Below are 12,480 nucleotides of genomic sequence, written 5' to 3' on the forward strand. Positions count from 1 at the left end.
TTGGAAGATAGGGGTTTTATAATACTAACTCAAACTACATCAGATATATAAGAGACATCAATGCTAGCAGATGGCAATAATCAACCACCAAAGCCAACACTATTCAGCCGTTTGCTAAGCCTAATAATAAGGGCAACGGTGTTACTAGCGCTGTTATTTGTATTTGATAAACTACTACCCAGCATTAGCCAACAGACACAGTCGTTTGTCGTGGCGAAATGGCAGCAACTGAGTTTATTGCAGCAAGCATTGCCGATAGAAAACAGCCTACCCAGTCCACTACCAGATCAGCGTCTGACAGACACTTGGGGCGCAGCACGTAGCCAAGGGCGCTCTCATGAGGGCATTGATATTTTTGCAGCGCGGGGCACACCGGTACAAGCTACGACGCAAGGCATCGTCAGCAAAGTTGGCGAAAATACATTAGGGGGACGCGTGGTAGTGGTGGTCGGACCGGGCGGCGCAGGACATTATTACGCCCATCTAGAGGATTATGCCGACATCGCGCCCAATGACTGGGTCAATGCTGGTGATATCATTGGCTATGTTGGCGACAGCGGTAATGCTAAAGGAACGCCAACCCATGTTCATTATGGTATTTATATCAATGGCAGCGCAGTGAACCCCTACCCACTTTTACAAAAAGATTAAGGCGCATGGGCAGAACGTACATAAGCGCTTGGAAATACGGCACTAAAGGTCGAGCCTTTCCCTTCTACCGACTCTATGGTTAGTTGCGCCTCATGTTGATATAAGACATGTTTTACAATTGCCAACCCTAAGCCTGTACCACCCGTAGCACGGCTGCGTCCGCTATCGATGCGATAAAAGCGTTCCGTCAAGCGCTCGATATGTTGGGGCGCGATACCGAGACCATCATCTTCGACGGCAAAGCGGCAGCCTTCCGATGTTTTTGTCCAGCTGATAGCGATGTTGCCACCTTTTGGCGTGTATTTGATAGCATTAATCACTAAATTGGATAAGGCGCTCGTTAAGTACATCTCTGAGCCATACAGTCCATCGTAAGTGTCTATCTGCAAATGAATAGTATGACCATATTCTTGGTTATACGCCTGCGCATCATCATAGATATGCGTCAGTAACTTGGTCATATCAATATCATTTAGCTCATGCGTCTCTTCTATTTCGATGCGAGACAACAGCAATAAGTCATTTACAATTCTATTCATACGAGCAGTCTGCTGGGTCATCAGCTCAAAGCCACGCCGCCACTGCGGGGGCATATCCTCTTGATCGGAGAAATTTTCTAGATAGCCCATCAGCACGGTCAATGGCGTACGCAGCTCATGCGAGACATTGGCGACAAAGTCACGGCGCATTTGCTCCAAATGCTGCAAGCGGGTCACATCATAAATTATCAGTAGTTTTTCATCACCGAAAGGCGTCAGTTCACACTTTAGATAACGTTTAGGATCTCGCCATGACACCATGTGCACACCATCGCTCGGTGGCGTGATTGCCTGATAATACTGGCGAAATTCAGGCACGGTAATAAAGTCAAAAATGCTTTGACCTTTATTGCTTGACTGCAATAACAATAAATCTTCCGCTGCCTGATTCCACCATTCCAAACCATCATCATCATTGAGCAAAATGACCGCATCCCGTAGTGCTAGTAAGGCACTGCGGATTTTTTTGAGTTGATTTGTTGTATTGTGCTGGGCAACCTGCTCTTGCTCACCCTGTTGCTCATTTTTTATCGGCATTATCGTCATCGTTATCCTTACTACTGTCTTCTACGTTGTTTTACGCTTGCCACAACTTGTTCTGTCTTGGTCTAATTGGATTCAATCAAGCTGGAAAACCGATACCCAGTACCGCGCACCGTTTGTATCAGCGTAGCACAGTCATAAGGCTGTAGTAATTTACGTAAACGCCGAATATGCACATCAATCGTTCGATCTTCAATATAGACATTGCCGCCCCAAACCTGATCTAGCAGCTGTGTCCGTGTATACGCACGCTCTGGATGACTCATAAAAAATGCTAACAACCGATACTCTGTCGGACCGATATCAATGAGCTGGCCCGCCGCCGTTACGCGCTGGCTTTTGGGGTCTAAGCTAAGCTTGCCGATTTCGATAGGCTTATCGGCGCTCAATGTACTACTACGACGTAGCACTGCCTTGATTCTTGAGATTAATTCCCGTGTCGAAAAAGGCTTGGTCATATAGTCATCAGCCCCCGCATCAAGACCATGGACCTTACTGTCTTCCTCACTTTTGGCGGTTAGCATAATAACCGGTATCTCAGCGAGCAAATCGTCGTTTTTGAGCATACGACAAAAATCAATACCGCTTTTTTCGCCGGTCAGCATCCAATCCAATAATATGAGCGCCGGACGGTGATCAACCACTTGCTGATGCGCCTCTGATGCGTCGGCAGCCTGTAAGCTATCAAATCCAGCCATCTCTAACGTCATCACAATCATTTCACGAATCGCAGGCTCATCCTCGACGATCAAAATTTGCTCATTGTACATACGGCAACCTTATTATTATAGTCAAAATATCAGCGTTCAAAAAGTTAGCATTCAAAAAATTAAGATACAGAAAGAGGCGATAAACACTCGCCCGTTTCTACTTATTAAACGGACTAATTATGACAGCTTGATGACAGATAATTTTTATACTTCTAATAAAAAGTTTAAGGGCCCATCATTGACGCTGGCAACTTGCATATCAGCGCCAAACTGACCAGTGGCAACATTGTGATGCTGAGTGTTGGCATAATCAACCAGTTGTGCAAACAGCACTTGAGCAGTATCAGGTGCCATCGCGCCACCAAAGTCAGGACGACGACCCTTGTCCGTTTTTGCCATCAAGGTAAATTGCGACACCAACAACAGTCCGCCACAGACCTGTTGCACATTTTTATCCAGTTTGCCGACCTTGGCAGGATCTTCATTGTTTTCAAAAATACGATAGGCCAAGATTTTGTCGATCATGCGTTGGGCAGTTTGCAGGCTATCTTCATGCCCCAAGCCAATATATGCCAATATCCCATGATCGATTTTGCCAATACAATGCTGATCGACGACGACGCTAGCATGGCTCACTCGTTGTATAAGTGCTTTCATTTACTGATTCCTTAACAGATTATGCTCAGACAATAATGTGCTGTCCATGATAAAATACAGCCATTAACTTGCCTAATTTTTATTCTTATTTCCAATCCTATTTTGGTAGCCTTATTATGAATGTATTTACCACCTTACAACAGCTTGTCCCGCAGCAGCAGCTGAGTAAAGTCGCTGGGCGTCTAGCCGCCAGCCGTCATCCGTACGTCAAACGTGCCTTTATTCGTGGCTTTGCCAAAGCTTACGGCGTCAGCTTAGGTGAGTATGAACGTCAGAGCTTTAATGCTTATGAGAGCTTTAATGACTTTTTTACCCGTGAGCTCAAAGAAAATGCACGTACTATCGACAGCAGCGCTAACGGTATTGTCAGTCCTGCTGATGGTATCATCTCGCAGCTAGGTCAAATTGAAGACCATAAACTACTACAGGCTAAAGGTCGTCATTATGATGTTGGCCAATTACTTGCTGACAGCGAAGATGGTAGCTACTTCGCTGATGGTAGCTTTGCGACTGTTTATCTCGCGCCTAGTAATTACCACCGTGTGCATATGCCATTTGCGGGTACATTAACTAAGACCCGCTATGTGCCAGGCACACTGTTCTCTGTCAATAATACCACGGCCGCTAACGTGCCTGATTTATTTGCTCGCAATGAGCGTTTGGTCTGTTTATTTGATACAGAATACGGCAAAGCTGCCGTGGTAATGGTCGGCGCTATGATTGTCGCTGGTATCGAAACCGTCGCCACTGGCAAAATCAGCCGCACTGAGGACATCCAAGAAGCAGATCATGACATGAGCTTTGAGAAAGGCGCTGAGCTTGGACGCTTTTATTTGGGTTCAACAGCGATTGTCGTTTTGCCAAAAGCCGCAAAAGCAGATTGGCAGGACAGCATGAAAGCCAATAGCGTGGTAAAAATGGGACAGTTATTGGGTGAAGCAAAAACTCAGCAAGCTTGATTTGTAAGAAACTCATAATACTGAAAAGCCCAGTTAAACGTAGATAATGACGTTTAACTGGGCTTTTTAATGGCTGTTAGTTTGTACTACTTCTATTTTGTATTGCTTGTTTTTACTACTTTGGGCTACCTTGTGCAAAAGCCTTTATCAATATCGAAAATGCTTATGGATAGGATAAGCAAATAGGATGTTTTCCTCCTGCGTACCACTTCCGATATTATGAATAATCATCGGCGTACCATCAGCAGCTACTTTATCTGAGACGATACCGATATGCGGCAAGTTACCCTTTGGCAGCCGCCATGACACAACGTCTCCCGCTTGAAAACTGCTTTTATCAGTCGTAGATAACGTCTGTCCATGACGCGCAAAAAACGTTTCAAGGTTAGGCACGCGTCGATGATCGATATTTTTGTCCGTTGACTTTAAGCCCCAAATCTTTGGGTAGCCCGACCAATTTGATTTCATATCATGGTTGACCAATTGCTGCAAATCCACATTTTGCAAACGATAAGCACGGACAATCACATCGGTACAGACACCAGTCTCTATTGGTACATCGCCACGCGGAAAGTCCAGCTTACGATAAGTAGGATCATAACTCACCGTGACACCGATCTGTTTTTTAGCATCGTGCGCCAATTTATCGCCATCACTGATAGGAGCAAGCGCTTGTGCCATTTGCGCTAGTCCCAGCATGCTGATAAAGGCTAGCGATTTGCACCATGTTTTATAGTTCTTAAATAAGTGCATGGAACCTCTCTGTTATTATTGACACTATTCAATATAAAGGTTTTAAACAGCGTCAAACATTGCGAGTCAGTAACAAGGTGACGCTATCAATTTACTTATCAACCAACCACCCTTGCTGGGTCGCGTATTCAATGTTTTGTGATAACCAATCATGGATGGGAGGAAAGCTGTCTTTGATAAATCCATGCGCGCCAGCCACTTGCGAGCGTGTAACACCAAGCTCAATCCACGTTTTGCCCTCAGTATTTAAATTAAGCAAAAATGGCAACAAACGATCAACCACTCTAAGTAGATCAGCCTCTTTACTATTACCCGTTTCCTGCTCTTCCCAGATCTCACTTAAATCAGCAATACCGTTACCGCGTTCGCGTTGTAATCGAGCAATACCCTCGCGCTCTTCGAAGTGCGCATCACGACGGGTATCAGCATATAAAAAAGTATCGCCCGCATCAATCTCACCCAAATCATGCACCAGCGCCATCTTAAGCAATTTCTCATGATTGACGTCTAACTCAAACAATTCAGCGATTGACCAGCATGCCATTGCTAAATGCCATGAGTGCTCAGCAGAGTTTTCCAAGCGAGTCGTTCCCGTCACATAGCTGCGCCGATTGACACGTTTTAGGGCATCAAGCTCTAATAAGAAATGCGTGACGTCATCTATCTTAATATTTGCGTCACGCGCTGGATTGGTCAGTTTTATAGGCGTGTTTGAGGACATATTTCTCTCTGGTTAAATGCAATACAGCGCCTGTCTTATCAAGCGCTGTTTTCACGAAAATAATTTACAATAATTGAAACAACAACGCTAAGAGTTTGTCGCTCATTCTCGACCCTTTATCGCATCCGCTACTTAATCAAATTGCTAATAGCCTTAAAGGCAGGGTCTTGGCTACTGCGGCATAATTCAAACAGAATGGATTCTACTGTCGTAATCACGCCGCCAGCGCGTCGAATACGGCGAATGGCTTGCTTTTTGTCATATGGAAAACGAGAACCTACGGCATCACCAATGATCACAGGCTGCATCCCATTATCCAATAAATCCAGCGCAGTTTGCATGACGCAAACATGGGCTTCGACACCAAATAATAGGACAATGCTTCGATTTTGCTGCGCTAGATAATGCCATGAATCATTATTATCACAAGCGCTAAAGGTAACCTTTTCAAAGCTTTTGGCATTGTCGCCTTCTAATACTTCACGTATCTCAGGTAGCGTATCGCCCAAACCTTTTTTGTACTGCTCGTTGAGCATAATTGGGATGTTGAGGGCTTGTAGACCTTTGATCAAAGTGACTGTTTTTTTGACGATATTTTCATGGTCATAAATATGCGGCGTTAAGCGTTCTTGAACATCGATTATCATCGCTTGGGTATTTTCGCGAGCGATTCGATAGGTACGATCAGTAATCATAGTAGACATGGCACACTCCTTGTACGGCTGACTTTATTGTTAAAGGCTATGTTAGTTTTATCATTGATATTGTCTTTATTAGCCTTATGCTCATTTAGTCATAGTTTGCTGAGTGCGTCAATGGAGATAATTTTTAATCACAACTTGTCACTCTTGACTCAAACTGTTACCTACCCAAAAGTGAGTAACTATATATTGTGGCGCCTAGCATTACGTAACAAAGACTGTTTTTGAGTCATGACCATGACCACACCGAAAATCATACCAACACATAAGGTCAGAAGATAATACACCATATAGCTGAGCGTGCTTATGAAAGCAACAAACATACTGGATAAGAGGATGGTCAATATGACAGCCACAGTAGCACCATATATTTCTCTATATTTTTTGTTATAAATCTTATAAATAACTAATGTTATCGCAATACCAAACATGCCTAATATAGCGCCCCAAGCACCCGCCATGTCCATATCATAATAGAGAACCCCTAAAATATTGGAAAAAATGCCACATATAAAAAAGGCAATCATAAAACGTGCAGGACCTAATACTTTTTCTAAAATATAACCGACTGAAAAAAGCATCGCCAAACTCATTACTAAATGTATAATCCCTGCGTGTACAAAAAGCGATGTCACTACTTGCCAATATTGACCAGCTTGCAGCGCGTCCATCGTCAACCCACCTACACTATTTACCTGTCTGGATAAAGGGTTAATAATATCCATACCCATGAATACGGTGAGTATAAATGCACCTATACAGGTCAGTATTAACACCAACGTTGCAGGTCGTTTTTTATTACTTCTAAACAGAGCTACTAGGCTTTTTGATAGATCACTCACTGGTGCTCGTTTTTTTACGGGCTTTTGTTTTTTGATAGGTGTACGTTTTCGCGTGCCCTTTTTTTCTTGATTATCAATATCTGCTGCAAGAATAAGCAAAAAGCATAGCCCCATGCCAATAAAAAATAAACCAAATCCCCAGACGAAGTCACGATCTAAACTGTCAACGAATATCTCTGATTCAGGTACTAACACCAAGGGTGGTAAATTAGACTGCTTATTAGTTTTAGAGATAGTATACAAATAGGCGCTTCTGTCATTTGATGACTTCAGCTTTCTAAAATAGCTGATATTAGAGAGGTCTGCAGCGGCGTATTTATAGCGCGAGTCATTAATAAACGCTGAGTATTGAATGTCTTTAATGCTTTGGTCTTCTCGATTATCGTATTTCGTGTGGTAGCTAGAACCTAGCCAAATATTCTCAGCAGTGGTAAACGGTGTAACAATATAATAATCAATATGCAATGTCGATTCGAAATGTCGTCCATTGACTACTACTTGTGTCTCTGCATAAGAAACACTCTCTGATTTTACTGGCTCAACATTACCAACTTTGAAGTATTTTTGTTTTGGATAGTGACGGATATCGTTCAAGCTGTCTACTTCAATGATCTCGTAAGCCGCTTTGGACAAATAGTTTTGGCTGATCAAAAGCGGTATCGCTAATGCTAAAACCATCGCAACAAAGAAACAGCTCGAACTACTGCGCTTATCCGACGTTAAAGTCAAAAGCTCGTACCTCGGCCACATCCAAATACTAACGACTGAAATAGATAAAAGGAGAGGAATACCAAAATCCCAGTAGCCCTCCTTTAAAGGTAGAACATCTAGATAAATATCAAGCACCCAACGCAAAGCACCAAAAAGTAAAATGGTCAGGATACTCAAACCCAAATAAGGCAAAAATACCTGTTTTAATTTTAGTTTAATCGATCCTTTAGGGCGTTGTGGTTTCTGTTCCTTACGCTTAGCAAGTTTACGTCTCTCCTGTTTACTTCCTCTGCTTCTATTTCTATTTTTATTCTTATATCTATATTGGCTCCGCTTATTACTATCATCCATGCCCTATCACCATTCACTTATAATAAACCACGTTCTAATTTTGTTAGCCTTTTTCACTCCACCAATAACGGTATGATTGGATTCAACATACTTATTTACATTGTTTTATTTTATGCGGGCATAAAAAAGCGCCTCCAACATTAAGTGAGAGGCGCTCATTTTACAAGACATTAGTGCAAATTTAATCGACAAATATCAGCTTTATTAATATTTACTGCTATTTAAACACTAGCTGAAAATTAAACACGCTCAATGATAGTAGCAATACCTTGGCCAAGACCGATACACATCGTCGCTAGACCGATTTCAGTATCTGATTGCTCCATGGCATTTAGCAAGGTAACCGTGATACGAGCACCAGAACACCCTAGTGGATGACCTAGCGCAATCGCGCCACCGTTGATGTTGACGATGTCTTGCTTGTCCGTCAAGTTCAAAGCTTTTAGTACTGACAAGCCTTGAGCTGCAAACGCTTCGTTTAGCTCGATGGTTTGCATATCATCGATGCTCATGCCAGCACGCTTAAGTGCTTTTTGAGTCGCAGGTACAGGACCGTAACCCATGATAGCGGCATCACAACCGGCCACAGCCATGCTGCGAATACGAGCACGTGGCTTTAGACCTAGCTCTTTGGCTTTTTGGGCGCTCATCACTAGCATTGCAGATGCACCGTCAGATAATGCAGATGACGTTGCAGCCGTCACCGTACCACCTTTAGGATCGAAGGCTGGACGTAGATTTTGCATTTGCTCCATCGTCGCGTCTGGGCGAATCACTTCATCGACGGTACATAATTGCAAGCGACCAGCAGCATCATGACCTTCGATACCGATGATTTCATTGTCAAAACGACCTTCAATGGTCGCAGCCCATGCACGGCGATGTGACTCAAGACCAAAGGCATCTTGCTCTTCACGGGTGATGTTGTTCATACGACCCAGCATTTCAGCGGTCAAGCCCATCATGTTTGAGGCTTTTGCATAGTGCTTTGATGCTTCAGGGTTTAGATCAACACCATGCATCATGCCGACGTGACCCATGTGCTCTACACCACCGATGATGAACACATCACCTTGGTTGGTCATGATTTGGGCAGCAGCAGTGTGTAGCGCCTGCATAGAAGAACCACATAGACGGTTAACGGTTTGACCGCCAGCAGTCTTTGGAATACCAGCCAGCAGACCGATGTTACGACCGATGTTTAGACCTTGCTCTAGGGTCTGGTTGACACAACCCCAGATGATGTCTTCAACGTCGCGTGGATCGAAATCGTTACGTTCAACCAATGCACGTACCAATTCAGCAGACATGCTATCAGCGCGAACGTGACGGAACATGCCGTTTTTGGTTTTACCCATTGCTGAGCGTACGCCATCTACGATGACCACGTCTTTTGGACTTAAAATTGTCATACTATCTTCCTTTTCAATTCTTATTGTCAGTGTAGTCAGTCACTTTAGTGCTATTACCTCGTCAATCTCGCTTAAAGTACAATACGTACATTTGCACTCGATTTCCTCGTACTAGCATTAAATGAAACTCACTATAATCGTACGTTCACTATTGGAGACGATTCATGTCTCAATTGCTCTTAGCCTAAATAGCAAACGTACAGCACTTCATCCTAGTAGTGACTGCCTATTACGCTGTGGCGTAAAAGGTCTCGCCTGCGGCTGCCATATCGCGAATCTTTTGCGGCGCTTCATAGGCTTTGCCAAGATGGGCGTATTTTTCACACAATGCCAAGTAGTTATCTAGACCCATTTGGTCGACATAACGGCAAGGACCACCGCGGAATGGTGGGAAACCAACGCCCATAATCATCGCCATATCGGCTTCAGATGGCGTACTAACGATATTGTCTTCTAGGCAGCGTACGGTTTCATTACAGAAAGCCAGCATGGTGCGGTCGATAATCGCTTGATCATCAAAGGTTTGCTTGTCGCTATCTGTCGTGGTTTTGAGTAGCTCATAAGTGGCTTCGTCAGCAACTTTCTTTGGCTTGCCGCGCTTGTCCATTTCGTACTTATAGAAACCAACGCCGTTTTTCTGACCTAAGCGTTTGTTTTCATATAAAAGCTCAATCGCACCTTTATAATCAGGCTTCATACGGTCAGGGAAACCTTCTGCCATGACTTCTGCGCCATGTACACCCGTATCTAGACCAACGACGTCGATTAGGTAAGCAGGACCCATCGGCCAGCCGAATTTTTCCATGACTTTATCAACATGGACGAAATCAGCGCCTTGCTTAAGCAGCAAATCAAAGGCGCCAAAGTATGGGAACAATACGCGGTTCACAAGGAAGCCTGGGCAGTCATTCACGACGACAGGCACTTTGCCCATTTTTGTGGCCAAAGCAACGGTCGTTGAAATAGCTTCTTCAGATGACTTCTCACCGCGAATAACTTCTACTAGCGGCATACGGTTTACTGGGTTAAAGAAGTGCATACCGACGAAGTTTTCTGGACGCTCAAGTGCTTCAGCTAAGAAAGTAATAGAAATCGTTGAGGTGTTTGACGCTAGGATGCAATCGTCTTTTACTAGACCTTCTACTTCTTTAAGAACCGCACGTTTGACGTTCGGATTTTCTACGACCGCTTCGATAACGATGTCAGTCTCAGCAAAGTCACCATAGTTAAGCGTTGGACGGATACGGCTTAAGGTTTCGCCCATTTTTGCTGGGGTCATTTTGCCGCGATCGACCATTTTGCCAAGTAGCTTGCTGGCTTCGCCCATACCAAGGTCTAATTGCTCAGACTTGATATCTTTCATAATGATTGGCAAGCCTTTGCTGGCGGCCTGATAAGCGATACCGCCACCCATGATACCAGCGCCCAATACAGCCGCTTCATTGATTTCGTGTGCTTGCTTGCTATGCTGCTTCGCTAATTTCTTAACCAATTGATCGTTTAAGAATAGACCAACCAAGCTTTCTGCTTGTGGGGTTTTCGCCGCTTTTGCAAAATAGGTCGCTTCAACGTCGATCGCTTTGTCACGTGATAAATTCACATGCTTTTCGATTGCTTCGATCGCGAGCGCTGGTGCTGGGTACTGCTTAGGATTTGCTTTGGCAAAGATCATACCTTTGGCACTGTTGAATGCCATGGCTTGCTCAAGCTGATTTAGCTTAACAGGTACCAATTTCTCTTCACGTTTTGCTTTCCAGTCAAGCTCACCTGAGATACATTTTTTGACCAAGTCAATCGCTGCATCTTGCAAGTCATCAGCAGGAACCGTCGCGTCAACCAAGCCTAGCTTTAATGCTGCCAATGCTTTTTTAGGAGCGCCAGTCGCGATCAGCTCAAGTGCATTGTCGATACCAATAATACGCGTACTACGAACCGTACCACCAAAACCTGGGAAGATGCCTAGCTGAGTTTCTGGTAGACCGATAATCGCTTTGTCACTCATGACACGGTATTCACAAACCAATGTCATCTCACAACCGCCGCCCATTGCAGCGCCATTGATGGCAGCAACTTTTGGAAACGGCAAGTCTTCAAAACGATTGAAAGCGTCATTAACATGAACGACCCAATCTTTGATCTCGCTTTCTGACTTTTTGAAAGAACCGACGAATTCTGTGATGTCAGCACCAGCGATAAATACGCCTTTCGCCGAAGTTACGATAAGACCTTTTACGTCGTCAGCTTTTTCTAAAGCGGTGACGGCTTCACCAAACTGCTTGTTGGTTTCGGCATCAAACTTGTTCACGCTCTCATTTTCGGCGTTGTACTGCATGTTGGCGATGCCATCCTCTAGCATTGTCACCGTGATGCGATTTCCTTGGTATACCATCTGAAACTCCTTTCTATATAACGAAAGCTACGTTTTAAATTAAAATAAATAGCCAGTTACTGTTAGTAAAATGGGTAATAGCACTGTGCGCCTGTTGTGTCATAAAAACCAACACAGAGTCTACGCACGAGTGAAGATGTCTTTATTATCTAGCGCTCATGATGATGCACTTATTTTGCGTTTCTTACATGACATCATATGACACTTCATTTATATAATTTCTTTCAAGGTGCTGCTGTTGCAAGTGTTGATGTTATAAATATTGACTGAGATATGGTGCGATATGAGGTATCGACGACCAAATAACCTGAGTAAAAACCTATTGCCATCGTCACCAGATCATTTTCACGTCAATTAGTGTAGGGGATTATGCCCCTCACTGTCACAAGCTAATGCCATACTCGCAAGTCACTCTTAAATCGCTTGTAGGCATTTACCTTACGCTAAAAGTTATTTAGTGAACAACTGTAAACTTAGTTATCGAATTGAATCACTAACTTAGATAAACAATGAACCTAATATTGAATGAGTACCATCTCAA

11 protein-coding genes are annotated in these 12,480 nt (G+C 43.8%); 2 read left to right on the forward strand and 9 right to left on the reverse strand.

The window, feature by feature from the left end; genetic code table 11:
* The first annotated feature begins 60 nt into the window (after positions 1-60).
* Positions 61-651 (forward strand): M23 family metallopeptidase, encoded by a 591-nt coding sequence (locus RH96_RS10300; protein WP_010200652.1) that lies wholly within the window; start codon positions 61-63, stop codon positions 649-651.
* On the opposite strand, the gene phoR is transcribed toward RH96_RS10300, so the two are convergent.
* From phoR to dtd, 3 genes are all read right to left on the reverse strand, one after another.
* Positions 648-1,736, reverse strand: a complete 1,089-nt coding sequence (gene phoR, locus RH96_RS10305) for a phosphate regulon sensor histidine kinase PhoR (RefSeq protein WP_051000744.1) — start codon at positions 1,734-1,736, stop codon at positions 648-650. The two genes, RH96_RS10300 and phoR, sit on opposite strands and share 4 nt — an antisense overlap.
* A 62-nt stretch (positions 1,737-1,798) precedes the next feature.
* Positions 1,799-2,503, reverse strand: a complete 705-nt coding sequence (gene phoB / locus RH96_RS10310; RefSeq protein ID WP_010200659.1) for a phosphate regulon transcriptional regulator PhoB — start codon at positions 2,501-2,503, stop codon at positions 1,799-1,801.
* Between the two features lie 144 nt (positions 2,504-2,647).
* Positions 2,648-3,100, reverse strand: coding sequence for a D-aminoacyl-tRNA deacylase (gene dtd / locus RH96_RS10315; RefSeq protein WP_010200660.1), 453 nt, complete (start codon positions 3,098-3,100; stop codon positions 2,648-2,650).
* Between the two features lie 116 nt (positions 3,101-3,216).
* Between dtd and asd the strand changes: the two genes are divergently transcribed.
* Positions 3,217-4,059, forward strand: coding sequence for an archaetidylserine decarboxylase (gene asd / locus RH96_RS10320; RefSeq protein WP_010200662.1), 843 nt, complete (start codon positions 3,217-3,219; stop codon positions 4,057-4,059).
* A gap of 147 nt (positions 4,060-4,206) precedes the next feature.
* On the opposite strand, the gene RH96_RS10325 is transcribed toward asd, so the two are convergent.
* The 6 genes from RH96_RS10325 to fadB all read right to left on the reverse strand — a co-directional run bounded on the left by RH96_RS10325 (position 4,207) and on the right by fadB (position 11,939).
* Positions 4,207-4,812: a DUF1287 domain-containing protein gene (locus RH96_RS10325; protein WP_010200664.1), complete on the reverse strand. Its 606-nt coding sequence runs from the start codon at positions 4,810-4,812 to the stop codon at positions 4,207-4,209.
* A 91-nt stretch (positions 4,813-4,903) separates the two neighbouring features.
* Positions 4,904-5,533: an HD domain-containing protein gene (locus tag RH96_RS10330; RefSeq protein ID WP_010200665.1), complete on the reverse strand. Its 630-nt coding sequence runs from the start codon at positions 5,531-5,533 to the stop codon at positions 4,904-4,906.
* 128 nt (positions 5,534-5,661) lie between these two features.
* Positions 5,662-6,237, reverse strand: coding sequence for an isochorismatase family protein (locus RH96_RS10335; RefSeq protein ID WP_010200667.1), 576 nt, complete (start codon positions 6,235-6,237; stop codon positions 5,662-5,664).
* A gap of 179 nt (positions 6,238-6,416) precedes the next feature.
* Positions 6,417-8,138 (reverse strand): rhomboid family intramembrane serine protease, encoded by a 1,722-nt coding sequence (locus RH96_RS10340; RefSeq protein WP_010200668.1) that lies wholly within the window; start codon positions 8,136-8,138, stop codon positions 6,417-6,419.
* Positions 8,139-8,377: 239 nt separating this feature from the next.
* On the reverse strand, positions 8,378-9,550 hold the full coding sequence (fadA, locus tag RH96_RS10345) for an acetyl-CoA C-acyltransferase FadA (protein ID WP_010200669.1): 1,173 nt from the start codon (positions 9,548-9,550) through the stop codon (positions 8,378-8,380).
* A 229-nt stretch (positions 9,551-9,779) separates the two neighbouring features.
* Positions 9,780-11,939 (reverse strand): fatty acid oxidation complex subunit alpha FadB, encoded by a 2,160-nt coding sequence (gene fadB, locus RH96_RS10350; RefSeq protein WP_010200671.1) that lies wholly within the window; start codon positions 11,937-11,939, stop codon positions 9,780-9,782.
* Between the last annotated feature and the right edge of the window lie 541 nt (positions 11,940-12,480).

The organism is Psychrobacter sp. PAMC 21119 (assembly GCF_000247495.1).
Taxonomy (GTDB): domain Bacteria; phylum Pseudomonadota; class Gammaproteobacteria; order Pseudomonadales; family Moraxellaceae; genus Psychrobacter; species Psychrobacter glaciei.

Excerpts from the sequence above, each read along its gene's own strand:
- dtd (WP_010200660.1), bottom strand. The coding sequence starts at position 3,100 with ATGAAAGCACTTATACAACGAGTGAGCCATGCTAGCGTCGTCGTCGAT.
- RH96_RS10340 (WP_010200668.1), bottom strand. The coding sequence starts at position 8,138 with ATGGATGATAGTAATAAGCGGAGCCAATATAGATATAAGAATAAAAAT.
- RH96_RS10330 (WP_010200665.1), bottom strand. The coding sequence starts at position 5,533 with ATGTCCTCAAACACGCCTATAAAACTGACCAATCCAGCGCGTGACGCA.
- RH96_RS10325 (WP_010200664.1), bottom strand. The coding sequence starts at position 4,812 with ATGCACTTATTTAAGAACTATAAAACATGGTGCAAATCGCTAGCCTTT.
- asd (WP_010200662.1), top strand. The coding sequence starts at position 3,217 with ATGAATGTATTTACCACCTTACAACAGCTTGTCCCGCAGCAGCAGCTG.
- fadB (WP_010200671.1), bottom strand. The coding sequence starts at position 11,939 with ATGGTATACCAAGGAAATCGCATCACGGTGACAATGCTAGAGGATGGC.
- fadA (WP_010200669.1), bottom strand. The coding sequence starts at position 9,550 with ATGACAATTTTAAGTCCAAAAGACGTGGTCATCGTAGATGGCGTACGC.
- phoR (WP_051000744.1), bottom strand. The coding sequence starts at position 1,736 with ATGACGATAATGCCGATAAAAAATGAGCAACAGGGTGAGCAAGAGCAG.
- phoB (WP_010200659.1), bottom strand. The coding sequence starts at position 2,503 with ATGTACAATGAGCAAATTTTGATCGTCGAGGATGAGCCTGCGATTCGT.
- RH96_RS10335 (WP_010200667.1), bottom strand. The coding sequence starts at position 6,237 with ATGTCTACTATGATTACTGATCGTACCTATCGAATCGCTCGCGAAAAT.
- RH96_RS10300 (WP_010200652.1), top strand. The coding sequence starts at position 61 with ATGCTAGCAGATGGCAATAATCAACCACCAAAGCCAACACTATTCAGC.